15 protein-coding genes are annotated in these 23,772 nt (G+C 71.9%); 2 read left to right on the forward strand and 13 right to left on the reverse strand.

The window, feature by feature from the left end; all coding sequences use genetic code 11:
* Nucleotides 1-85: 85 nt before the first annotated feature.
* The 11 genes from Mam01_RS33175 to Mam01_RS33225 form a co-directional block, all read right to left on the reverse strand.
* The gene (locus Mam01_RS33175) at nucleotides 86-3,151 is read right to left on the reverse strand and encodes an AfsR/SARP family transcriptional regulator (protein ID WP_204289115.1); all 3,066 of its coding nucleotides are present in this window, start codon (nucleotides 3,149-3,151) and stop codon (nucleotides 86-88) included.
* A 551-nt stretch (nucleotides 3,152-3,702) separates the two neighbouring features.
* Complete coding sequence (locus tag Mam01_RS33180; protein ID WP_204289116.1) at nucleotides 3,703-3,870, reverse strand: hypothetical protein; 168 nt, start codon at nucleotides 3,868-3,870, stop codon at nucleotides 3,703-3,705.
* A gap of 86 nt (nucleotides 3,871-3,956) precedes the next feature.
* Nucleotides 3,957-4,775: an ABC transporter ATP-binding protein gene (locus Mam01_RS33185; RefSeq protein ID WP_239101811.1), complete on the reverse strand. Its 819-nt coding sequence runs from the start codon at nucleotides 4,773-4,775 to the stop codon at nucleotides 3,957-3,959.
* Nucleotides 4,772-5,569 carry an ABC transporter ATP-binding protein gene (locus Mam01_RS33190; RefSeq protein WP_239101812.1) on the reverse strand — a complete coding sequence of 266 codons (798 nt, stop codon included), beginning with the start codon at nucleotides 5,567-5,569 and terminating at the stop codon, nucleotides 4,772-4,774. Before Mam01_RS33190 ends, Mam01_RS33185 begins: the two co-directional genes overlap by 4 nt.
* On the reverse strand, nucleotides 5,566-6,375 hold the full coding sequence (locus tag Mam01_RS33195) for an ABC transporter permease (protein WP_204289117.1): 810 nt from the start codon (nucleotides 6,373-6,375) through the stop codon (nucleotides 5,566-5,568). The genes Mam01_RS33190 and Mam01_RS33195 overlap by 4 nt, the downstream gene beginning before the upstream one ends.
* On the reverse strand, nucleotides 6,372-7,337 hold the full coding sequence (locus Mam01_RS33200) for an ABC transporter permease (RefSeq protein WP_204289118.1): 966 nt from the start codon (nucleotides 7,335-7,337) through the stop codon (nucleotides 6,372-6,374). Before Mam01_RS33200 ends, Mam01_RS33195 begins: the two co-directional genes overlap by 4 nt.
* A 3-nt stretch (nucleotides 7,338-7,340) precedes the next feature.
* Nucleotides 7,341-8,834 carry an ABC transporter substrate-binding protein gene (locus Mam01_RS33205; RefSeq protein WP_204289119.1) on the reverse strand — a complete coding sequence of 498 codons (1,494 nt, stop codon included), beginning with the start codon at nucleotides 8,832-8,834 and terminating at the stop codon, nucleotides 7,341-7,343.
* Between the two features lie 186 nt (nucleotides 8,835-9,020).
* Nucleotides 9,021-9,812 (reverse strand): thioesterase II family protein, encoded by a 792-nt coding sequence (locus Mam01_RS33210; protein ID WP_204289120.1) that lies wholly within the window; start codon nucleotides 9,810-9,812, stop codon nucleotides 9,021-9,023.
* Between the two features lie 265 nt (nucleotides 9,813-10,077).
* On the reverse strand, nucleotides 10,078-12,615 hold the full coding sequence (locus Mam01_RS33215) for an FtsX-like permease family protein (protein ID WP_204289121.1): 2,538 nt from the start codon (nucleotides 12,613-12,615) through the stop codon (nucleotides 10,078-10,080).
* Nucleotides 12,615-13,403: an ABC transporter ATP-binding protein gene (locus Mam01_RS33220; protein WP_138462961.1), complete on the reverse strand. Its 789-nt coding sequence runs from the start codon at nucleotides 13,401-13,403 to the stop codon at nucleotides 12,615-12,617. The genes Mam01_RS33215 and Mam01_RS33220 overlap by 1 nt, the downstream gene beginning before the upstream one ends.
* 201 nt (nucleotides 13,404-13,604) lie before the next feature.
* On the reverse strand, nucleotides 13,605-15,176 hold the full coding sequence (locus Mam01_RS33225) for an MFS transporter (RefSeq protein WP_204289122.1): 1,572 nt from the start codon (nucleotides 15,174-15,176) through the stop codon (nucleotides 13,605-13,607).
* A 323-nt stretch (nucleotides 15,177-15,499) separates the two neighbouring features.
* Between Mam01_RS33225 and Mam01_RS33230 the strand changes: the two genes are divergently transcribed.
* Together Mam01_RS33230 and Mam01_RS33235 are read left to right on the forward strand one after the other, a co-directional pair.
* A complete protein-coding gene (locus Mam01_RS33230) occupies nucleotides 15,500-16,351 on the forward strand; it encodes a mycofactocin-coupled SDR family oxidoreductase (RefSeq protein ID WP_204289123.1) in 852 nt (283 codons plus the stop codon).
* A 3-nt stretch (nucleotides 16,352-16,354) separates the two neighbouring features.
* A complete protein-coding gene (locus Mam01_RS33235; protein WP_204289124.1) occupies nucleotides 16,355-17,632 on the forward strand; it encodes an LLM class flavin-dependent oxidoreductase in 1,278 nt (425 codons plus the stop codon).
* A 130-nt stretch (nucleotides 17,633-17,762) separates the two neighbouring features.
* Here Mam01_RS33235 and Mam01_RS33240 read toward each other — a convergent pair whose 3' ends face one another.
* Together Mam01_RS33240 and Mam01_RS33245 are read right to left on the reverse strand one after the other, a co-directional pair.
* Entirely contained in the window at nucleotides 17,763-18,377 is a 615-nt protein-coding gene (locus Mam01_RS33240; protein WP_204289125.1) for a TetR/AcrR family transcriptional regulator, read from the reverse strand.
* Between the two features lie 113 nt (nucleotides 18,378-18,490).
* The gene (locus Mam01_RS33245) at nucleotides 18,491-23,770 is read right to left on the reverse strand and encodes a type I polyketide synthase (protein WP_204289126.1); all 5,280 of its coding nucleotides are present in this window, start codon (nucleotides 23,768-23,770) and stop codon (nucleotides 18,491-18,493) included.
* Between the last annotated feature and the right edge of the window lie 2 nt (nucleotides 23,771-23,772).

The following is a 23,772-nucleotide window of genomic DNA, read 5'->3' on the forward strand; positions in this document are numbered from 1 at the left end:
GGACGAAAAGATTACCGTTGCGGGCTGATCCTATGACCCAACCGGTAGGGATTCCAACAGGTTGGCAGTCCCGGCAGCGGCCAGGTTAGGACATCCCGGCCCGATGTGTGGGCGTCGCCAGCACGACCCGCAGCCGCTCGGCCACCTCCGGGCCCAGCTTCGCCGCGATGGCCAGGATGCGGGCGACGGCCTCCACGGCCGACGCGTCGTCGCCCCGCACCCGGTGCGCGTCCCGGAGCAGCTTGAGCGCGTTGACCTCGTCCAGCGGCACGCCCAGCGTGGCGAACAGGTCGAGCGCCTGCTCGGCGGCGGTCACCGCGCCGGCGGAGTCTCCCTCGGCGAGGGCGAGCTCGGCCAGCGCCGCCAGCACCCGGCCCCTGCTGAGCCGGTCGTCGGTGGTGGTGGCCAGCAGCAGGGCGTGCCGCAGCGTGCCGCTCGCCTCGGCCCTGGCGCCGAGCCGCAGCTTGGCCAGGCCCGTGCAGATCAGGGCGTACGACTCGCCCATGGGGTCGCCGATCTTCTGGTAGACGGCGAGCGCCGCCTCCACGATCCTGAGCGCCTCCGCGGACCGGCCCAGCTCCAGATAGGTGTAGCCCAGCCTGACCTGGATGTAGGCCTTCTGGCGTCCGCTGACGCCGCCCGCCAGTTCCATCGCGTCCGACAGCAGGGCCTCGGCGCCCTCGGGGTCGGAGAACAACAGCCGGATCTGCGCGAGGTGGCAGAGCACGTTGCTCGTGTTGCTCGGCGTGCCGTGGCGCCGCGAGAGGTCGAGCGCCTGCCGGCACCGCTCGGCCGCGGCGTCGAGCTGTCCGGTGACCAGGTGAAGATAGCCGAGGTTGGCCAGCGCCGTGGCGAGGGAGCGCTGGTCGTCCAGCTCGGTGAACAGCTGGATCGCCGCCAGGTAGTCACGGCGTGCGTCGTCGAACCTGCGCTCGTTGGAGGCCAGTGCCCCGTTGACGTACAACATGGTGGCCTGCCCGGCCGTGTCCCCCGCCTGCTGCACGGCGGCCATCGCGAGCTGCTGCGCCTCGCGCCAGTCGTCGAGGTAGAACCGCGACAGGAAGAAGGTGGCGGCGCCGAGCGCCAGCCCCCAGCAGACCTCCGTCAGACCGGCCTGCGCCGCCTGCCTGATGCCCGAGACCAGAATGGACCGTTCTCGTTCGAACCAGGCCAGCGGGTGCTCCACCAGCCGGTCGACCAGGGCCTCGGGCAGCGACCACGCCGGGGGCGGGATCAGGAGGCGGTCCTCCAGTTCCTTCCGCCTGGCCGCGTCGACCAGGGTCAGCAGGCCGCCGAGCATCCGGCCCAGGGCCGCGCTGCGCTCGGCGATGGGCTCCTCGGCGGCCAGGCGCTCGCGGGCGAAGACCCTTATGAGGTCGTGGAAGCGGTAGTGGACGTTGACGCCCCGGCCGGTGCCGGTCGTCTCCAGCAGCTGGGCGTCGGCGAGGTCGTCCAGCAGGTCCTGCGCCTCCGCGACGGGCCGGTCGAGCAGGGCCGAGCCGAGCCAGGCGGTGATGATGTCGCAGTCCAGGATGGCCAGCCGCCGGAACAGCCGCCTCGCGTCGCCGCTCACGCTCTCGTACGTCAGGGAGATGCTCGCCCTGATCGCCATCTCGCCGTGCTTGAGCTCGTCCAGCCGACGGGTCTCGTCCGCCAGCCGCTCGACGAGCTGCTCGATGCTCCAGTGGGGGCGGGCGGCCAGCCGGGCTCCCGCGATGCGCAGGGCCAGCGGCAGGTGGCCGCAGAGCTCGGCCAGGGCCACCGAGAAGGCGGGCTCGGACTGCACACGCTCCGCCCCGGCGATGCGGGAGAGCAGGTCGAGCGACTGGGCCGAGTCGAAGACGTCGACCTCGACGTGGACGGCGCCCGACAGTCCGGCCAGGCGGCTCCTGCTGCTGAGGACGACCGCCGCGTTGGGGCTTCCGGGCAGCAGCGGCAGGACCTGGCCCTCGGTGCCGACGTCGTCCAGGACGATCAGCACCTTCTTGTCGGCGAGCAGCATGCGGTAGAGCTCGGCCCGCTCCTCCAGGCCCTCCGGGACGGAGGAGCCGGTCACGCCGAGCGCCCGCAGGAAGCGTTCCAGCACCCTGATGGCGGCGACCGACCGGGAGGAGCCGCCGTGGAGGTTGGCGTAGAGCTGGCCGTCCGGATAGTGCTCGACGACCCGGTGTGCCACGTGCACCGCCATGGTGCTCTTGCCGATGCCGGGCTTGCCGGACAGCGCGACGATGGGAACGGCGTATCTGCCGGGACCGCCGCCGGAGCCCACCAGCCGTTCCAGGATCTCGTCCACCAGCTTGGACCGGCCGCTGAAGTCGGCGATGTCGGTCGGCAGCAGCCGGGGCACGGCGACCGGCGGAGAGGGCGGCGGAGGTGTGCTCACCCGTACGGCGGTCGCGGGCAGGTTCAGCGCGGGGTCCGAGGTGAGGATCGCGTGCTGGAGCCGCTGGAGCCGCTCGTGCGGCTCGATCCCCAACTCCTCGATCATCACGCGCCTGGCCTGGTTGTAGGCCTGCAGGGCCTCGGCCTGCCGGCCGGAGCGGTAGAGGGCCAGCATGAGCTGCCCCCGCAGCCGTTCGCGGAGCGGATACTGCGCCACCAGCGCGGTCAGCTCGCCGACCAGCTCGTGGTGGTGGCCGAGGTCGAACTCCAGGTCGACGCATTCCTCGTTGGCCGCGACGCGGTCCTCGTCCAGGCGCATCGCCGCCGCCTGGACGACCCGGCTCTCGATGCCCTCCAGGGCGGGGCCCCGCCACAGGCCGAGCGCGTCGCGATAATGGGCCACGGCCTCCTCGGCCCGGTTCTCCGCCCGGGCCTGCTTGGCCTGGCGCAGGAGGTGTTCGAACCGGCCGAGGTCGAACCCCTCGTCGGCGATGCGCACCGCGTAGCCGTTGGACTGCGTCACGATGATGTCGGGCCTGCCGCAGTTGCCGAACAGGCGCCGCAGGGCCGAGACGCAGATCTGGATCTGGGCTTTGGCGGTCGGCGGAGGGGCGTCGTCGTAGATGGTTTCCGTGAGGCGGGAGACCGTGACCGTCCGGCCCGCCTCTAGGAGCAGCGCGGCGAGGACCGTCTGCTGTCTGGCTCCCCCCAGCTCCAGCCTTCGGTCAGTGAGAACGACCTCAAGTGGGCCCAGGATCCGGAAGTCCACCCACATCTCCTGTTGAGCTGGCGTAGCTCCCCCATGCCAGAGGACCTGACCGAGAGATTAATCCATCCCAATCGTGTGTGCTACGTCCGAACCTCGACGGCTGAGCCGTTCTCAACGACTTTCAGTCACTGTGATGCTGGGTGTCCCGTAAAGTCTCTTTCCGAATGAAAACCTGTAGACAAATGTATAAGACATATGACGGCCCGAGGGCCGCCGCACCCTCGGCGTGCGGCACGAGACCATGCCGTTCTTGTCCCCCCTTGCCACACGCCGAGCGCCGTCGTCGTGGTACCCGGCGAGGCCGCCCCCCTCGGCTGCTTCGACCGGGCACCACCCGTCATGGGCTGATTTCTCAGAGTGCGCGTGCTTTTTGGCTGACGATCCGTCCAGAGCGGCACACCGCGTCAGCTTCGGCCTTCCCCGGATCGGGAAAGCCCCCCTACCCCCACCGATCCCGCTCCACTGCGAGCGCGACCGGACACAGCGAGAATCACACGATTCGATTTCCAGCCGGCAACAAGAATTCACTCCCTTTTAACGGGGCGCCCGGATCACGGAAACCCGCAGCAGAGCTTGGTGGCGGGCACCTCGTAGACCGGCTTGGCGTCAACGACGGCACCGGCGGCGGCGCCTCCGCTGAGCGGGAAGGCGACGAACGCGAAGGTGACGACCATGGCTCCGACGATCCGGCCGAGACGCGACAGCAGGGTGTTCTTCATCTCTTACCTCTCACAAAGGCTGGGAACTCTGTCCGACGCCTTTAAGGTAGGAAAGGCCGCCATCCTTCCGTTATTGGATCGGCTTTTTACAGGTCAGAGCGGGTTTGCGGCCGGTTCGCGGCTCCGGGGAGCCGTGGCACCGCGGCCACGAGGCGCCGTGTGCAGGGATGACGCGGCGATCCGAGCACCTCGGCGGTGCTCCCGCGCTCGACCACCCGCCCCCGGTCGAGGACCACGGTCTCCTCGCACAGCGCGGCCACGACGGCCAGGTCGTGGGAGACCAGCACCACGGTCAGCCGCCTGCTTTCCCGCAGGTCGGCGAGCAGATCGAGGAGCCTGAGCCGGGTGGCGGTGTCCAGGGCGCTGACCGGCTCGTCGGCCAGCAGCACCCGGGGGGAGGCCGCTATCGCCCGCGCTATCGCTATCCGCTGCCGCTGCCCCCCGGAGAACTCGTGGGGATAGCGGCGGGCGGCGTCCGGGGGCAGTCCCACCGTGCGCAGCGCCTCCTCGACCATGGCCGTCGCCGTCGCGCCGCGGGCGATGCCGAGCGAGCGCAGCGGCTCGCCGACGATCCGGTCCACCCGCCGTCGTGGGTCCAGCGAGGAGTACGGGTCCTGGAAGACGGGCTGCACCGCGTGCCGCAGCGCCCGCATCCGTCCGCGCAACGGCAGGCCGTCGAGGAGCACCTGCCCGGTGCGAGGTCGCAGCAGCCCCAGCATGAGGCGGACCAGCGTGGTCTTGCCCGCTCCCGACTCCCCCACCAGAGCCAGCCCGCGGCCCGCGGTGACCTCGAAGGAGACCTCGCTGAGCACGGCGGGACCACGCCGGTAGGCGAAGCCCAGGTCGCGTACGCCGAGGATCGACGGCGACGGCGACGGTGGTGGCGGTGGCGGTGGCGACGTCACGGCAGCATCCGTTCCAGCGCTCCGTGCAGCCGCCGCGCAGCCGACACGAGGTCCCGGGTGTGCGGGTGCGACGGCGCCCGCAGCACGTCCCCGACCTCGCCCTCCTCCACCGCCCTGCCCCCCTCCAGCACCAGGATCCGGTGGCTGATCCGCGCCACCACGGCCAGATCGTGGCCGACGAACAGCAGCCCCATGCCGCGAGCCGTCACCAGCCGGTCCAGCAGCGCGAGCATCTCCGCCTGGACCGTGCCGTCCAGCGCGGCCGTGGGCTCGTCGGCGATCAGGAACGCTGGTTCGCAGGCCAGCGCCATGGCCATCGCCACCCGCTGGCGCTGGCCGCCGGAGATCTCGTGGGGATAGGACCGGGCGATGCGGTCCGGGTCGCTCAGCCGCACCTCCGCCAGCGCCTCCAGGACCGCGCGCCGCGCGGCGGCCCCGCGCAGGCCCCGATGGCGTCGCAGCGGCTCGGCGACCTGCGCGCCGACCCGCATCAGGGGGTCCAGGGCGGCGAGCGGGTCCTGGAAGACGACGGCGATCCCCCTGCCCCTGACCGTGTTCAGCACCCGCTCGGGCGCGCCGAGGATCGGCTCGCCGTCCAGGAGGACCCGGCCCGAGGCGGCCATGCCGGCCGGCAGCAGGCCGACGACCGCCAGCACGGTCAGGGACTTGCCCGCGCCGGACTCCCCGATCAGCCCGAGCCGGTCCCCCCGGGCCAGGCGGAAGGACACGTCCTGCAGCAGTTCGCGGCCGTCCGCCGTGCGCACCGTGAGGTTCTCGGCTTCGAGCAGTCTCACCAGCGCCCCCGCAGCAGCGGGTCGGCGACCTCGCGGACGCCGTCGGCCACCAGGTTGGCGCCGATCACCAGGAGGACGAGCAGCAGTCCCGGGGCGACGACGTCGCCGGGGGCGACCAGCACCGTGGTCTGGGCCTCCCTCAGCATGTGTCCCCAGGAGGCGTTCGGCGGCGGCGGGCCGAGCCCCAGGTAGGACAGGCCGGCCTCCGCCAGGACGGCCCGGCCCAGCTGGAGGGCGAGGTTCACGGCGAGCGCGGGCCAGATGTTGGGCAGCACGTGCCCGGCGACGATCCCCGGCCAGGACGTGCCGGAGGTGCGGGCCGCCGTCACGTAGTCCTGCGCCAGCACCCGCTTCACCTGCTGCCTGGCCGGTCTCGCCACCACGGCGGTCATGGCCAGCCCGATGGCGGTCACGGCGGACAGCAGCGATCCCCGCCTGGCCGCGATCACGAGCATCGCCAGCAGCAGCGTCGGGAAGGCGATCAGGACGTCCAGCGCCACCGCCATGACGTCGTCGAGCCACCGTACGGCGAAACCGGCCGCGAGCCCGGCCAGCAGGCCGAGCGCTCCGCCGAGGGCCACAGCACCCGCCCCGATCGACAGCGCCACCCGGGCGCCGATCATGAGCTGGGTGAGCAGGTCCCGTCCCAGCCGGTCGGTGCCCAGCCAGTGCTCCGGGCCTGGCGGCTCCAGCCTGCCGCCGGACGTGTCGCCCGGGTCGTACGGCGTCCACAGCGCCGAGACCAGCGCGATCGCGACCACCCCGCCCAGCAGGACGCAGCCCGCGACCAGGGCCCGCGACCTCACGCGGACGTTCCCGCCGCGGTACGGCGCAGCCGCGGGTCGATGAGGCGCTGAGCCGTGTCGGCCACGAAGCCGATCGTGAGCACGGTGGCCGTGCTCAGCGTCAGCACGCCCTGGATGACGGGGTAGTCGTGCTGGGCGAACGCCCGCACCAGCATGCTGCCGAGCCCCGGCAGCGCGAAGACGTTCTCCACGACGACCGCCCCCAGGAACGTGGAGGCCAGTTCGATGGCGAGGATCGGCACCACGGGCGCGGCGACGCCCCGCAACCCGTGCCGCCAGAGCGCGGCGCGGAGCGGGGCGCCGAGCGCCCTGGCGGTCCGCAGGTAGTCGCTGTCGAGCACGTCCAGCGCGGCGGAGTGGACGTAGCGGGTCAGCGAGGCCGCCATCACCAGCGCGATGGTGACCACGGGCAGCAGGAGCGAGGTGAGCGCGGCGGCCGGGGCGGCCCAGTCCTCGGCCGGGAAGCCGCCCGCCGGGAGCCACCGCAGCCGCAGCGCGAACACGGTGACGAGCAGCATGCCCACCCAGAAGACCGGCACGGCGAGGCCCAGCTGACTCACCCCCGCCAGCAGTGTGCCGTACCAGGTGCCCCTGCGCAGCGCGATGAGGAATCCCGTGGGCACCGCGATCAGCGCGGCCAGCAGGAACGCCAGCACCGTGAGGGGCACGGTGACGCCCAGCCGCCCGGCGATCTCGGACGTCACGGGCAGGGAGCTGACCAGCGACCGGCCGAGGTCCAGCCGCGCCAGGTCGCGCAGCCACCCGCCGAACTGCTGGGACAGCGGCAGGTCGGTGCCGAGCTCGTGCCGGGCGGCGGCGGCCTGCCGCGCGGTGGCGCCCACGTCGAGCAGCGCGTTGGCCGGGTCGCCGGGAAGCACCCGGAGCAGCACGAACAGCGCCACGCTGGAGACGGCGAGGGACAGTGCCAGCAGGAGCGCCCTGCGGACGAGATAGGCGGCCATCGGTCAGCGCTTGTCGATCCCGTAGACGGGGAACTGCGCCTGGACCGCGTTGGCCGCGTAACCGGTCACGTGGGCGGAGGCGACGACGATCTGCGGGTTGAGGTAGAGCCAGTCGCTGGCGGCGTCCTCGACGATCTCGTGGTTGGCCCGCCGGAGCAGCTCGGTCTGCTCCCGCGTGGTCTTCGCGGACTCCGACCTCCGGATCAGGTCGGAGACCTCGGGGTTGTCGTACCCCCAGTAGAAGCCGGGGTCGCCGTAGTAGCGGATGTCGCGGTCGTTGACGTGTTCCTGGAGGGTCGCGGCGAAGTCGTGGTGCTGGAAGACCCGGGAGTACCACTCGTCGGCGCTGATGATGTCGATCGTCACCGTGATGCCGACCTTGGCCAGTTCCGACTTCACGAACTCGGCGATGGTCGGATGAGGGTCGTACTGCGGGGTCTCGAGCGTCATCGGGAAGCCGCCGGGGTAGCCCGCCTCGGCGAGCATCCTCTTCGCCGCCTCGACGTCGTAGGCGTTCTTCCCGCTCAGGTCCTCGTACCAGGGGTCGGAGGGCGGCACCATCGAGCCGATCACCATGCCGCGCTCGCCCCAGACGGACCGCAGCAGTTTCGCGTCGTCGATCGCGGCGCTGACGGCCCTGCGGACCAGCGGCTTGTCGAAGGGCGCGCGCCGGCAGTTGAAGGCGAGCAGCAGCTTGGTGGTGGACGTGCCCTCGGTGATCCGGAACGCCGAGGTGTCGGAGAACGGCGCCAGCGCGTCCGGGCTCTGCACGCTGGTGACGACGTCGACCGCGCCGGACAGCAGCGCGTTGTTGAGCGCCGCCGCCTCGGTGTAGTAGCGGAAGGTCACCTGCCCGCACTTGGGCGCCGCCCCCCAGTAGCCGCCGAACCGCTCCATGGTCAGCGTGGCGCCGCGCTTCCAGGACGCGAGGCGGTAGGGACCGGTGCCGTCCTCCGCGGTCTTCGGATCGGCCAGCGTGTGGTTGACGATCCACACCTGGCTGAGGTTGTAGACGAGCGAGATCGACCTGCTGGAGAGCCGGACCACGACGGTGTGGTCGTCCGGCGCGTCGACACTCTTGATCATGTCGAGGACGTTCCTGCGCGAGGACGTGGACGTCCCCGCGAGGATGCGCCGCAGGCTGTGCCGTACGTCGTCGGAGGTCATCGGCGTGCCGGAGTGGAAGCGGACGCCCCGGCGCAGCACGAAGGTGTAGGTGAGTCCGTCGGGGCTGACCGTGTAATCGGAGACCAGCGACTTCTCGACGGCGCCCGTCTCGGTGAGGCGGAAGAGGGCCTCGTAGACGTTGCCGCCCAGCGCCTCCGCCGCGCCCTGCCCCCCGCCCCCGGCGTTGTCCAGGTTCTGCGGTTCGTACAGGGACCCGACGGACAGGGCACAGGAAGCGGACGCGCTACTACTGGGAGATGAAACGCAGGCCGTGGCCGACAGGATGACGACGGACAGCGCGGCGGTAAGGCGCCTTATCTGAAATTTCAACTTTCCCCCCATTGCATAGCCCGGGTCATTCTTGCGCCTTGTCGCCCCGTCTGACCATAGACCGGCCTGCGAAAATCCCCGTGGAGTAGAGACGCGCGAGTGGAGGAAAGTGTCAGGTGTACAAGCCCGCCGCACTACCCGGCGGGCTCCCCGTTTGCGTTTTTCCGCAATTAGGCAGGCGCCCGGTCACCCCCGCAGCGCGATGGCCTGGCCGGGCAGGACAGGCGTACGGCCGGCGACGACCTCACGGATCACCCGCATGACGTCGGCGGCGTGGTCGTTGATGAAGAAGTGCCCGCCCCGGTAGACCCCGAGGTCGAACCGGCCGGTGGTGTGCTCGGCCCAGACGCGCGCCTCCTCGACCGTGACCTGGGCGTCCTCGTCCCCGATCAGCGCCGTCACCGGGCAGTCGAGCCGTGGGCCCGGCCGGTAGCGATAGGTCTCGGCGGCCCGGTAGTCGTTGCGCAGCGCCGGGAGGATCATCTCCACCACCTGCGGGTCCTCGAAGAGCCGCGGGTCGGTGCCCGAGAGCTTGTCGAGGTCGGCGATGAAGTCGTCGTCGCTCAGCAGGTGCACCCGCTCGTCGCGGAAGGTCGAAGGCGCCCGGCGCCCCGACACCACGAGGCCGCGGGGGGCCGCTCCCGCCTGCGTCAGCCGTACGCCGACCTCGAAGGCCAGCGTCGCGCCCATGCTGTGGCCGTACAGGTAGACGGGCGGGCCGTCGCACCAGGGCCGCACCAGGGGGGCCAGCACGTCGGCCAGCACGTGCAGGTCGTCGATCAGCGGCTCGGTGCGCCGGTCCTGCCGGCCGGGATACTGGATGGCCAGCACCTCGATGCCCGGCGAGAGCGTCCTGGACACCGGGAAGAAGTACGTCGAGGCCCCGCCCGCGTGCGGGAAGCAGATCAACCGGGCGGCGGCGCGCGGCGCCGGGTGGAACCTCCGGACCCAGCCGTCGCTTCCGTTCAGTTCGGACATCTCACTCAGCTCCCCTTCGTCGTCGCACGCCGTTGCGGCGTCTCCCCCGCCGCGCCGGGAGGACGGGCGGAGGGTATGCCGCGTCATTCATTGAAACCGCGTGGGAGCGGCGGCGCCACCGGAGATTCGCCCCTAAACACCGGCGTGCGTCCCCTTATCCGGAAAACAGCATGGGTACGGCGTCGCGGGGCGCCCGCGATGCCGTACCCATTGAATTCGGCCTGTCTGAATTCAGGATTATGCGCGAATGACTTTCGTCCGGCGGTCAGGTGGGCAGGGCGGCCTCGAGCGGCCGGTTGCGCAGCGTCCGCAGCACCGCGACCAGGGTGCCTCCCAGGGTCAGGACCGCCGCGGCCCCGGCGATCAGCAGGAAGATCAGCGGCGACCCGGCCGGTACGAGTTTGCCCGTCCGCCCGAGGGCGAACGTCACGAACGCGAGCGGCGCGATGAGGGCGCCGAGGCCGATGCCGATCAGTGCCGTGAGAGCGCCCTCCACCGCCGTCATCCGCAGCACCTGCCTGCGGGTGGCGCCGATGAGCCGCTGCAGGCCGAACTCGCGTCTGCGGTGACCGGTGGCCAGGAACAGCGTGTTGATCACGGAGATCGCGATGAAGCCCATCAGCAGCGCGAGGAAGAGGTAGTTCACCAGCTCCTCCGCCCCGAGATGGTGCTCGAACGACCCGCGCAGGGTGTACCTGTCGACGATCTGCGCCCCGGGGAAGGCGGCGACGACACCGCTCAGCGCGGCGGACAGCTGCGCGACCGACGTCCCGGGCTGGGGCGCGGCGAGGATGTAGAGCGGCAGACCGGCGGTGGTGTGCTTGGACAGCAGGTCGATCGGCAGGATGATCGACTCGAAGCTCACCTTCTCCGACATCAGCCCAACGATCTTGACGTTCACCCTGGAGTTGTCGCCGAGGCGCAGCGTGATCGTGTCACCGACGCCCCTCTTCAGCTCCTTCGAGTAGACGTCGTTGATGACGACGGTGTCGCCCTTCAGCTGCGTGAGCGAGCCCGAGGTCATCGTGGCCGCGCCCACCTTCTCGGCGGCGTCGGCGGTGAAGCCCTTGAACTGCCACCCGCCGAGGTCCGCGCCGGCCCGCGGGTCCGGCGGGTCGTCGACGAACCCGGCGCTCGCGGTGAACTCCGACGCCGCCGCGACCCCGGCCACCTCGCGGATCTTGGGCAGGGCCTCCGGGCCGAACCCGCCCGGCGGCGCCTTGATGATGACGTTGCCGGCCAGGCTCTCGGTGTAGATGTTGATCGACGCCGCCTCCGTCGTGATGACGTACGTGGTGGCGGTGGCGACCGAGGTCATGAGCATGATCGGGGTGATGACCGCGGCCAGTTGCGGCACCCTCGCCTTGGCGTTCAGCGCGGCGAGGTAGCCGGAGACCGACGACAGCCGCCGCAGCGGCGGGGTGAGCACGGCGACCAGGACCCGGGTGATGTCCCGGCCGAGGAGCATCACGCCGAGCGCGAACAGGATGGCCGCCCAGTTGGCCGGGCCCGCGATGAAGGGCCCGGTGACCAGGTTCAGCGCGACGAAGATCAGCCCGCCGCTGTAGGCGAAGAGCACCAGGCCGATGATCCGCCGGACCCAGCCGGTCCGCTTGACCACCGCGTCGGTGCCGGCCATGGCGGCGGTGGGCCGGGCGCGCAGGGCCCGCTTCCCGGCGATCAGACCGGCGCCGAGCGAGGTCGCCACGGCCAGCACGTAGGCGATGACCGGCAGAACCCATCCGCGCTCGTAGGACAGCTCTTCGGGGGCCACGCCGATCCTGACCACCATCCGGTACAGGAACTCGCCGACGAACCATCCCGGCAGTACGGAGAGCGTGGTCGCCAGCAGCGACACCACCAGCGCCTCGGCGAGGATCATCCTGCGGGTCTGCCAGGGCGTGGCACCGATCGCGCGCAGCACCGCGATCTCCCGCTCCCGGTTGCTGGCGACCAGCGAGAGCGTGGAGGCGACCGCGAGCAGCCCGGCGACCAGCGAAAGCGCGACGAAGATGCCGGCGATCAGGATCAGGTCGTGGACTTCGAGGGAGGAGGGGAACTCGGCGTTGCCGCGGTCGTCCCCGGTGAGGACCGAGATGCCAGGGCCGCCCACGGCCGCCGTGGCCTTCGCGCTGAGCGCGGCGGCGTCGGTGCCGGGCTGGGCGACGAGGGAGATCGTGTCGACCCGGGCGGGGTCCCGCGCGAGCCGCTGGACGTCCGGGGCGGTGAAGAAGATGGAGCGCTCGGTCGTCGGGTGCGCCGGGGCGACGATGCCCGTGACGGTGAACTCGCCGACGGCGCCGTGCGCACCGATCTTGATCGTGTCTCCGGCGGACGCCCCGATCCGGCGCGCGGTGTCGGTGTCGAGCGCGACCTCCCCCGCACGCTGCGGAGCGGCGCCCGAGCCGATCGAGTAGGGGCTGAGCACCGCCGATCCCCAGTCGCGCCCGTGGGCCTCCGTGTCGACGGGCCTGCCGTCGCGGAGCACGAAGGTGTCGAAGGCGACGTCGGGGATGGCCGCTTTGACGCCGGGAACCGCGGCGAGCTTGGTGACCAGGTCACGGTCGACCTGCACGCGTTCATTGAGCGCGCCGACGGGGTTGTCGGCGAGTATGTAGCGCGGGTCTCCCGCGACCACCACGTCGGCCCCCGCGAGGCGCTGGGGCAGGACGGTCTGCCGCAGGCCGGTCTCCATCATCCCGCCCGCGGCGACCAGCATCATGCTGCAGAAGAACATACCGATGAAGGTCGCGACATATCCCCCCCACCGGTAGCGGAGGGTTCTCCGGGCAAGCTGGAACATCAGCGACCGCCCTCCGCGCGCGCGACCGAGCGCTGCTTCGCCCACTCGCCCAGCCGGGTGAGCTGCTCGGCGACCGACTCGGCCGTGGGGTTGGCCATCTCGGTGACCACCGACCCGTCGACGAGGAACACCACACGGTCGGCGTAGGACGCGGCGACGGGGTCGTGGGTGACCATCACCACGGTCTGGTCGTACAGGCGCACCGACTCACGCAGCAGTTCGAGGATCTCGCGGGCGGTCTTGGAATCCAGCGAGCCTGTGGGCTCGTCGGCGAAGATCACGGCGGGGCTGGCCACGAGCGCCCTGGCGATGGCCACCCGCTGCTGCTGCCCGCCGGACAGCTCGCTCGGCCGGTGGCCGGCCCGGTCGCCCAGGCCCACCTGGGTCAGGACGTCCCTCGCCTTCGCCTTGTCGATCTTGCGTCCGGCCAGCCGCAGCGGCAGGACCACGTTCTGCTCCGCGGTCAGCGCGGGCATCAGGTTGAACGCCTGGAAGATGAATCCGACCTTGTCCCGCCGCAGCAGGGTCAGCGCGGTCTCGCTGAGGCCGGTGATCTCCTGGCCGTCGAGCTTCACCGATCCCTCGGTCGGCTCGTCGAGCCCCGCCGCGCAGTGCAGCAGGGTCGTCTTGCCGGAACCCGACGGGCCCATCACCGCGGTGAGCGTGCGCCGTTCGAAGTTCACCGTGACGGATTCGAGCGCGACCACGCTGTTGTCGCCCGTGCCGTAGACCTTGCGAATTCCGGACAGCGACACCGCATGCGGCGTCGGGGATTGCCGACTGCTCATGTGAACTCCTCACATGCTCGTGTGTCGTGTGGGGATGCACTGGACGTCACCGCGGGCCGAGATGGAACGCCGGGATCGAAGACGCCGAGAGGGGAAGAGGGGTCCGGCTCTCCGGCGGTGCCGGTGAGAGCCGGACCCCTGTGCGCGGGCGGCGGCGAGGGTGGGTTCGGGTGGGGCTCGCCGGCCGCCGCGTCGTGCCGGTCAAATCGCGGTGGGGACCTCGGGAGTGACCGGCCCGGGGAGCACCTCCTCTCCTTCCTTCGTGTACGTGACGTGGCTCAGCCGGGTCACGAGCAGCACGGCCGACACGAGCGCGATCACGATGCCGAGGATCGCGGTGAGGCTGGTCGCCTTGGCGAACGCCTCACGGGCGACCGCGAGCAGCGCTCGCGCGGCGTCGGGCGCCAGCGACTGGGTCACGGCGACCGCGCCACCCATGGTCTGCCGGGCGGCACGCACGGCCTCGGCCGGCACACCGTCGATCCGGGTGCCCAGGTAGTTCCGGTAGATCGCGGCGCCGATGGTGCCGAAGATCGCCAGGCCGAGCGCGCCGCCGAACTCCTGCAGCGTCTTGGTGAGCGCGGAGACCGCGCCGACCTGCCGCGGCGGAGAGATCGCGACCGCCATGTCGGTCAGCAGGGCGAACAGCAGCGCGGTGCCGACGCCGATGCCCACGATGCCGCTCACGACCAGGAAGATGCCGCTGTCGGCGGTCACCTGGGTCATGATGCCGAAGCCGATCGCGGCGAGCAGGAACCCGGACGCCATCAGGTAGGCGGGCTTGACCTTGTCGACCATGCCCATGGCGACCGGCACGAGGCTGCCCGAGATCACCGGGGACGCCATCGACCACAGCGCGGCCGGCAGCGGCCGGAGGCCGATGACCTCCATCAGGAACTGCGTGGTGAACACCGAGAACCCGATGACCAGGAAGAACCCGGTGGCGCTGACCGTCAGCACCGGCAGGAAGCCGCGGGTCCTGAACAGCTTCGGGTCGATCATGGGGTGGGTCAGGTGACGCTGCCGCACCACGAAGATCACCGCGAGCACGAGGCCGCCGACGACCGCGCCGAGCGGGACCGCCTCCACGCCGTTGATCGCGAGCTCCTTGACGCCCCAGATCACGCTGAGCACCGCCACCAGCGACAGCAGCGCGCTGAGCCAGTCGAACTGGCCGACCTGGTCGCGCGGCAGCCGGAAGGCGGGGACGAGGAACGGCATCGCGATCAGCAGGATCGCGATGATCGGAGCGTTGATCAGGAAGATCGAGCCCCACCAGAAGTTGTTCAGCAGCACGCCGCTCAGCACCGGGCCGAAGCCCGCGCCGGCCGAGATGGCCAGCGAGAACACCGTGATGGCGGTGCGGCGCTGCTTGTCGTCGGTGAAGATGACCGGCAGCAACGCGAGCGAGGACGGCATCAGCGCCGCTCCGCCCAGGCCCTGCACCGCGCGGCACACGATCAGCATCTCGGGGCTCGTGGCGAACGCCGAGCCGAGGGACGCGAGCCCGAAGATGGCGCAACCGATCATCAGGGTGCGCCGGCGGCCGAACAGGTCGCCGAGGTTACCCATGGTCAGGAGCATGCCGGCCAGCACGAACCCGTAGATGTCAATGATCCACAGCTGCTGCGTGCTGGTGGGCTTGAGGTCTGCCGCGATCGACGGGACGGCGAAGTAGAGCACCGTGATGTCGATGGCGACCAGCAGGGGGGGCACCGCCAGTGCGACGAGCGCCAGCCATTCCTTACGTCCGGCGAGTTGATTCGTAGTCATGATTTAATCATACGTCCGTATTAGACCCTTGTATAGACCGAGTTGCCGCTGGGGATCCTGATCATGTGGTCGCTCCGTCTCGTCATCGGGGTGACATGGGAGGTGAACACGGATTCCGCACCGCAAGACAACCACGCCGTCACGACGATCTGAAGGCAGAAGGCACAGGTCAGGGGTGTAGTAGGGGTCCGGTGACCGGCGCACCCCTACGGCGCGCGGAGGCCTCGCGACGATGACAGGGGTGCTTGCGGGAGGCGACGGAGATCCCCGGCAGGACATCCTGTTCGGGAGATTCCTTGACGCACATACCACAGGAGGGCCGTATGGGCCGCGTGGAAGGCAAGGTCGTTGCGATCACCGGTGCGGCGCGTGGGCAGGGACGCAGCCACGCCGTCCGGCTGGCGGAGGAAGGCGCCGACATCATCGCGCTGGACGCCTGCACGGACATCGAGGTCGCCCAATATCCGATGGCCACCGTCGAAGACCTGAAGGAGACCGTCCGCCTGGTCGAGCAGACCGGCCGCCGGATCTTCAGCCGGCAGGTGGACGTCCGCGACCGCGCCGAACTGCAGAACGCGATCGACGACGGTGTGGCGGAGCTGGGCAGGCTGGACGTGGTGATCCCCAACGCCGGGATCAGCGTGCTCGGGCCGGACCGGCCGATCACCGCTTTCACCGACACCGTCGACATCAACCTGGTCGGCGTGATCAACACGATTCACGCCACGTTGCCGCACCTGAGCGAGACCGCCTCGGTCATCGTGGTCGGCTCGATGGTCGGCCTGATCCCCGACCGCGGGGACCCGGGCCCGATGGGCCCCGGCGGCCTCGGATACAGCCTGGCCAAGTCCACGCTGATCCAGTACGTGAACACGCTGGCGCTCCAGCTCGCGCCCTCGGGCCGGCGGGTCAACGCCATCCACCCGACCAACGTCGACACCGACATGATCCAGAACGAGTCCGTGTGGCGGCTGTTCCGGCCGGACCTGGAGCACCCGACCCGGGAGGAGGGCAACGCCTCCTTCGCCATGATCCACGGCATGCCCATCCCGTGCCTGGACCCGTCCGACGTCTCGCACGCGGTCGTCTACCTGGCCTCGGACGAGTCCCGCTACGTCACCGGCAACCAGTTCAAGATCGACGCCGGTGCCCTGCTCAAGAGGGGCGTGTGGTAAGTCATGCGCTTTGGGTTGTTCTACCACCACCAGGTGCCGAAGCCGTGGACCGAGGACAGCGAGGAGCGGGTGCTCAAGGAGTCCCTTGAGCAGATCGAGCTCGCGGACCGCCTCGGCTACGACTACGTGTGGGAGACCGAGCACCACTTCATGGAGGAGTACTCCCACTCGGCCGCCCCCGAGGTCTTCCTGGCCGCCGCCGCGGCCCGGACGAAGAACATCCGGCTCGCGCACGGGATCGTCTCGATCCCGCCGAACGTGAACCACCCCGTACGCGTGGCCGAGCGCCTGGCCACTCTCGACCTCATCTCCGGCGGCCGGGTCGACTTCGGCAGCGGCCAGGGCAGCACCCAGCTGGAGGTCGGCGCCTTCGACGTCGAGCGCGACAAGAAGCGCGAGCAGTGGCGCGAGGCGATCGACGTCATCACCCGCATGCTCACCGAGGTGCCGTTCACCGGCCACAAGGGTCAGTGGATCAACGTCCCGCCGCGCAACGTGGTGCCCAAGCCCAAGCAGAAGCCCCACCCGCCGCTGTGGGTCGCGTGCAGCTCGCCCGAGACGGTGGAGTACGCCGCGCGCAACGGCATGGGCGCGCTGTCGTTCGCGTTCGTCTCCCCCGAGGAGGCCAAGGAGCGCGTCGAGACCTACTACGACCTGATCGCCTCCGAGGAGTGCGTGCCGGCCGGCTACGCGGTCAACCCCAACTTCGCGCTGGTCATGCCGTTCATGTGCCACGAGGACGAGGAGACGGCGCTGGACCGCGGCGTGCACGGCGCCCACTTCTTCGCCTACTCGTTCCTGCACTACTGGATGCACGGCGCGCACCGGCCGGGCGCCACCGACATCGCCAAGGACTTCGCGGAGAACCGCGACGCCTTCGGCTTCAGCCGGCACCTGCCCCCGGAGACCCGGGCCGAGATGGACCCCGACCTGCTCGCCCGGATCGACAACCTCCGCAAGGCCATCGGCACGCCCGACCAGCTGCGCGAGCTGGTCCGGTCGTACGAGGAGGTCGGCGTCGACCAGATCATCTTCCAGGTGCAGATCGGCGCCAACAAGCACGAGCACATCTGCGAGTCGCTCGAGCTGTTCGCCCGGGAGGTCATGCCGGAGTTCGCCGAGCGCCGCGAGGAGCTCGACGCGGCCAAGGCCGCCCGGCTCGAGGTGCCGATCAAGGACGCGCTCTCGCGCCACCAGCCGGCCACCGTCGACGTCTCCCACGTGGTGATCAGCGCGGAGCAGGCGGAGATGCTGGAGAACACCGACGACGAGGACGACTGACCACGTCGCGCCATGTCGCACGGCGAGAGGCCCGGAAGGCGATGCCTTCCGGGCCTTCATCGTGCCGGCCGTCGAAAGCGACGGCGCCGAGAGTGCCGGCCCCCGGATGTGCTCGGGCGGGCCCGGGCGCTCAGACGTGCTCGGGCTCGGGCTCCCGGGCACCGCCGTTCCACATCAGGCCGGCGGCGATCTGGCGCAGCGCCACGGTGAGGTCGTGACCCGACGGCGCGTGGCCGGGGTCGATCAGCCACTGGACCATGACCCCGGTGACCAGCGCCTGGTAGAACGACCCGACGGCGCGGGCGGTCTCCTGGTCGGTGTCCTCGCTCACCGTGCCGAACAGCCGGCCGAGGCCCTCCCTGCCCTGCTCCAGCCCGTCGGCGAGCACCTGGCGCACGGTCGGGACGTGCTCGATCTGCGCGAACACCTCGATGTTCGCGGCGCACAGGGCCCGGTCGTTGGCGAACAACTCGACGAGGCGGCTCCAGATCGACTCGAACCGCTCCAGTGCGCCGCCGTCCTGGCCGATGGCCGCGGCGAGCGCGCCCTCCAGTTCCTTGCCCCACTCCCCGAGAGCGTCGATCAGCGCCTCGTTGAGCAGGTTCTCCTTCGACCCGAAGTGGTACCCGATCGAGGCGAGGTTCGTATTGGAGACCGCCACGATGTCACGGGTCGTGGTACGGGCGTACCCCTTCTCGCGCAGGCAGCGCTTGGCGCCCTCCAGCAGGTCCTCGCGGTGTCCCATAATCGAAATCCTTACGCCGTCTAATACAGTTGTCTTAATCATACGTAAAAACTCGCGGCCGCCAAAGGGCGCCCGCTCGGCGAGCGGGCGCCCAGAAGGCCCATGACCATGGGTTACAGCGTCTCAAGCTCGTTGTCGAGGATCGCGAACAGCTCGTCTGCGGTGGCCGAGCCGAGATCGACCTCCGGCGCCGGGAGCTTGGCGGTGAAGAGCTCCACCAGGTGGCGGGCGACCGCCGCGGCGGTCGGGTAGTCGAAGATCAGCGTGGGGGGCAGCCGGTGCCCGGTCGCCGTGGTGAGCCGGTTGCGCAGCTCCAGCGCGCTCAGCGAGTCGAAGCCGAGGTCGAGGAAGCCGCGGTCCGGTCCGATCGCCGTGTTCCGGTCATGCCCGAGCACGGCCGCGGCGTGGGTGCGCACCAGGTCGAGCACCACCCGCTCGCGGTCGGCCGGGGCCAGTTCGGCCAGGCTCGCGGCGAGGTCGGAGGCGGCCGGGCGGCCGTCGGCCTCGGCGGCCACCCGCCGGACCCGCCGGCTGCGCAGGCCGCGCAGCAGCGCGGGCACCTCGTCGGTGCGGGCGTCCAGCGCGGTCTGGTCCACCCGCAACGGCACCAGGGCCGGGGCGCCGGCGTCCAGCGCGGCGTCGAACAGCGCGAGGCCGTCCGACGGGGACAGCGGCGGCAGGCCCTGCCGCCGCATCCGCTGCCGGTCGGCCTCGCCGAGCCCCGTGCTCAGGCCGGTGTCGACGTCCCACAGCCCGAACGCCATGGACGTCGCGGGCAGGCCCGACGCCGTACGGTGGACGGCCAGCGCGTCGAGGAAGACGTTCGCGGCGGCGTAGCCGGCCTGGCCCGCGGCGAGCACCTGGCCGCCGGCCGAGGAGACGAGGACGAACGCCGACAGCTCCAGCCCGGCGGTCAGCTCGTGCAGGTGCCACGCCCCGTCGGCCTTGGCCCTCAGCGACAGGTCGACGTCGGCCGGGGTGATCGTGTTGATCAGGGCGTTCTCCGCGACGCCCGCCGCGTGCACGACGCCGGTCAGCGGGCGCTCGCGCGGGACCTCGGCGAGCAGCGCCGCGACGGCGGCCCGGTCCGACACGTCGCAGGCGGCCACGGACACCTCCGCGCCGAGCGCGCGCAGCTCCTCGGCCAGCTCCGCCGCGCCGGGCGCGGCGGGGCCGCGCCTGCCGGCGAGCAGCAGGCTCCGCACCCCGTGCTCGGTGACCAGGTGCCGGGCGATCACGGCGCCGAGCCCGCCGGTGCCGCCGGTGATCAGCACCGTCCCGGTGGCCGGCCACGGCGCGCTGCCCCCGGCCAGGTCAGCAGGCACGTCGACAGGGACGGCGGCAGGCACGCGGGCGAGCCTGGGCACCAGGATCTCGCCGCCCCGCACCGCGACCTCAGGTTCGCCGGACGCCACGGCGGCGGCGATCATCCCCTCACCGGCCTCCGCGTCGACGTCGACCACGGCGAACCGGCCGTGGTTCTCCGCCGCCGCGGCCCGCGCGAGGCCCCACACGGGCGCCTGGCCGACGTCGATCGCCTCGTCGTGGACGCGGACGCCGTTCCGGGTCAGCAGGACCAGGCGGGAGTCGGCGTACCGCCGGTCGGCCAGCCACGCCTGGACGGCGCCGAGCGCGCGCCCGCAGGCCGCCCGTACGGCGGCGGGCACGTCCGCGGCGGCCTCGTCGCGGCCGAAGCAGCGGTAGGCCACCACGTCGGGCACGCTCTCGCCGAGCTGGAAGAGGTCGTCCACAACGGTGACCGCGCCCGTGCCCGGCGGCGGGGTGTCCGGCCTGGTCCACTCCACCCGCAGCAGCTCCGAGCCGGTCGGCGTGCGCAGCGCGCCGGCGTCCACGGCGCGGGAGACCAGCGCGTCCACCGACAGCACCGGCCGCCCGGACCAGTCGGCCACCAGGACCCCGGTGACCTCCTCGCGGCCCTGGCGGCGGATCCGCACCCGCAGCGCGGAGGCGCCCGTCGCGTGCAGCGACACCCCGGTCCAGGCGTACGGCAGGAGGGTCTGCCCCGCGCTGTCCTCGTCCAGCAGGTCGGCGTGCATCGCGGCGTCGAGCAGCGCCGGGTGGATGCCGAACCGGCCCGGTTCCACGTGCTCGGGCAGCGCCACCTCGGCGTACCAGTCGTCGCCGTCCCGCCAAGCGGCCCGCAGGCCCTGGAACGCCGGGCCGTAGTCGTACCCGCGGTCGGCGAGGCGCTCGTACGCGCGGTCCAGGTCCACCGGAGCCGCGCCGGGCGGCGGCCACTCGGCGAGCTCGGGCGCGGGTGGCGGCGCGACCTCCGCCGAGAGCGCGCCCTGCGCGTGCCGGGTCCAGGGGGCGTCGAGCGGCCCGCCCGCGGTCCTGGAGTAGACGGTCACCGGCCGGCGGCCGGTGTCGTCGGCCGCGCCGAGGCTCACCTGCACCTCGACCGGCGCGTCGCCGAGCACCAGCGGCGCGTGCAGGGTGAACTCCTCCAGCGTGGGGCAGCCGACGTGGTCGCCCGCCGCGATGGCGAGCTCCACCAGGCCGGTCCCGGGGAACAGCACGGTGCCGGAGATGGCGTGGTCGGGCACCCAGGGCTGGGCCTGGGCGGAGAGCCGCCCGGTCAGCAGCAGCCCGCCGGTGTCCGGCACGGCGACCACCGCGGTGAGCAGCGGGTGGTCGACGGCCCGCTGCCCGAGGCCCGTCGCGTTCGCGGTCGCGCCGCACTCGTCGTCGGACCAGTACCGGCGGCGGGCGAAAGCGGTGGTCGGCAGGTCCGCCACGCGCGCGCCGCGGCCCTCGAACAGCGCCGGCCAGGAGACGGGCACGCCGCCGGTGTGCAGGCGGCCGAGCCCGGTGAGCAGTGCCCGGGTCTCGGGCACGGTGCGGGCGAGCAGGGCGACCGTCTCGGCCCGGCCGGGTTCGAGCATCTCCCCCGCCAGACCGGCGACCGCGCCGTCCGGGCCGATCTCGACGAACCGGTCGGCTCCGGCGCCGGCCAGGAAGCGGACGGCGTCGGCGAAGCGCACCGCGTCACGCGCGTGGCGCACCCAGTAGTCCGCCGACCAGGTGCCGGCGGGGGCCGGTTCGCCGGTCACCGTGGACACGATCGGGACGCGCGGCTCGCCGTACGCGATCTCGGCCGCGACCGCCGCGTACTCGTCGAGCATCGGCTCCATCAGCGGTGAGTGGAACGCGTGCGACACGCGGAGCCGGCTGGTCTTGCGGCCGAGGGCGGCGAAGTGGGCGGCGATCGCCTCCGCCTCCTCCGCGTCGCCGGAGACGACGACGGAGCGCGGGCCGTTGACCGCGGCGACGCCGACCCGGCCGGTGAGCAGGGGCAGCACCTCCTCCTCGGCCGCCGCGACCGCGATCATCGTGCCGCCGGGAGGCAGGGCCTGCATGAGCGTTCCGCGCGCCGCCACGAGCCGCGCCGCGTCGGACAGGGACAGCACACCGGCGACGTGGGCCGCGGCCAGTTCGCCGATGGAGTGGCCGGCGAGGTAGCCGGGCGTGACGCCGAACGACTCCAGCAGCCGGTAGAGCGCGACCTCCAGCGCGAACAGCGCCGGCTGGGCGGACCCGGTCCGGGCCAGCGCCTCCGCGTCGCCGCCCCAGACGACCTCCCGCAGCGGGCGGGCCAGCCAGCCCTCCAGCGCGGCGACCGCCTCGTCGAACGCCGAGGCGAAGACACCGAACGTGCCGTGCAGCTCCCGGCCCATGCCGAGCCGCTGCGTCCCCTGCCCGGCGAACAGGAAGGCGGTGCGGTGGGCGGCGGCCTCGCCGCGCCACAGGTTCGGGCGGGTGCCGCCGTCGGCGAGCGCGGACAGCCCCGCCACCGCCTCGTCCCGGTCCGCGGCGATCACGACGGCGCGGTGTTCGTGGACGGCCCGGCCGGTGGCCAGGGTGGCGGCGATGTCGAGCAGGTCCGGCGCCGACACGGCGGCGGACTCGCCGACCAGGCGCGTCCGCAGCGCACCGGCCTGCGCGCGCAGGCTCTCCTCCGTGCGGGCGGACACGAGCAGGGGGACGGCGGGCAGGGGCAGGCGGTCGGACGCGGGCGGCTCCTCCGGGGCCTCGCCGATGATGACGTGCGCGTTGGTGCCGCTCATCCCGAACGACGACACCCCCGCGTAGCGCGGCCGCGCGCCGGCCGGCCACTGCCGCACCTCGCGCAGCGGCTCCGCCCGGCCGGCCGACCAGTCCACGTGCGGCGTCGGCTCGTCGAGGTGGAGGATCTTCGGGAGCACCCCGTTGCGCAGCGCCTGCACCATCTTGATGACCCCGGCGACGCCCGCCGCGGCCTGGGTGTGGCCGAGGTTCGACTTGATCGAGCCGATGAGCAGGGGCGAGCCGTCCTCGGGCCGCTGCCTGCCGTAGGTGGCGAGCAGGGCCTGCGCCTCGATCGGGTCGCCGAGGGTGGTGCCGGTGCCGTGGGCCTCGACCACGTCCACGTCGGCCGGGGAGAGCCCCGCGTTGCTCAGCGCCTGGCGGATCACCCGCTGCTGGGACGGCCCGTTCGGGGTGGTCATCCCGCTGGACGCGCCGTCGGAGTTGATCGCCGACCCGCGCAGCACGGCGAGCACCGGATGCCCGTTGCGGCGGGCGTTCGACAGGGTCTCCAGCAGCACCACGCCGGCGCCCTCGGAGCAGCCCGTGCCGTCCGCGTCGGCGGAGAACGACTTGCACCGGCCGTCCCTGGCGAGGCCGCGCTGGGTGTTGAAGAAGACGAACATGTCCGGGTTGGCCATCACGGTCACGCCGCCGGCCAGCGCGAGCGAGCACTCCCCCGTACGCAGCGCCTGCGCGGCCAGGTGGATGGCGACCAGCGACGAGGAGCAGGCGGTGTCGATGGTGACCGCCGGGCCCTGCAGGCCGAGGGTGAAGGCCACCCGGCCGGTGACGTCGCTGCCGCCGCTCGTGCCGAACCCGTAGTCGTGGTACATCACGCCGCCGAACACGCCGGTCGTGCTGCCGTTCAGCGACGCCGGGTCGATACCGGCGCGTTCGAAGGCCTCCCAGCTCACCTCCAGCAGGAGCCGCTGCTGCGGGTCCAGCGTCAGCGCCTCGCGCGGCGAGATGCCGAAGAAATCGGCGTCGAAGTCGGCCGCGTCGTAGAGGAACCCGCCCTCCCGGGCGATGCTGTGGCCGGGTTTGCCGGGCTCGGGGTCGTACAGGCCCTCCAGGTCCCAGCCGCGGTCGGCCGGGAAGGCGGACACCCCGTCCCTGCCGTCCACGGCGAGCTGGAACAGCTCCTCGGGCGTGGTGACCCCGCCGGGATACCGGCAGGCCATACCGATGATCGCGATCGGCTCGGTCGCCGCCGCCGCGAGTTCCGCGTTGCGCTGCCGCAACGCCTCGTTGTCGAGCAGAGATTTCCGCAGCGCCGCGACAATCTCCTCAACCGGGACGTCCATGT

The organism is Microbispora amethystogenes (genome assembly GCF_016863015.1).
GTDB classification, from domain to species: Bacteria; Actinomycetota; Actinomycetes; order Streptosporangiales; family Streptosporangiaceae; genus Microbispora; species Microbispora amethystogenes.

Bases quoted from the DNA above. Each gene is read 5' to 3' on its own strand.
- Mam01_RS33235 (WP_204289124.1), top strand. From the start codon at position 16,355: ATGCGCTTTGGGTTGTTCTACCACCACCAGGTGCCGAAGCCGTGGACC.
- Mam01_RS33220 (WP_138462961.1), bottom strand. From the start codon at position 13,403: ATGAGCAGTCGGCAATCCCCGACGCCGCATGCGGTGTCGCTGTCCGGA.
- Mam01_RS33210 (WP_204289120.1), bottom strand. From the start codon at position 9,812: ATGTCCGAACTGAACGGAAGCGACGGCTGGGTCCGGAGGTTCCACCCG.
- Mam01_RS33240 (WP_204289125.1), bottom strand. From the start codon at position 18,377: ATGGGACACCGCGAGGACCTGCTGGAGGGCGCCAAGCGCTGCCTGCGC.
- Mam01_RS33180 (WP_204289116.1), bottom strand. From the start codon at position 3,870: ATGAAGAACACCCTGCTGTCGCGTCTCGGCCGGATCGTCGGAGCCATG.
- Mam01_RS33200 (WP_204289118.1), bottom strand. From the start codon at position 7,337: ATGGCCGCCTATCTCGTCCGCAGGGCGCTCCTGCTGGCACTGTCCCTC.
- Mam01_RS33225 (WP_204289122.1), bottom strand. From the start codon at position 15,176: ATGACTACGAATCAACTCGCCGGACGTAAGGAATGGCTGGCGCTCGTC.
- Mam01_RS33245 (WP_204289126.1), bottom strand. From the start codon at position 23,770: ATGGACGTCCCGGTTGAGGAGATTGTCGCGGCGCTGCGGAAATCTCTG.
- Mam01_RS33215 (WP_204289121.1), bottom strand. From the start codon at position 12,615: ATGTTCCAGCTTGCCCGGAGAACCCTCCGCTACCGGTGGGGGGGATAT.
- Mam01_RS33230 (WP_204289123.1), top strand. From the start codon at position 15,500: ATGGGCCGCGTGGAAGGCAAGGTCGTTGCGATCACCGGTGCGGCGCGT.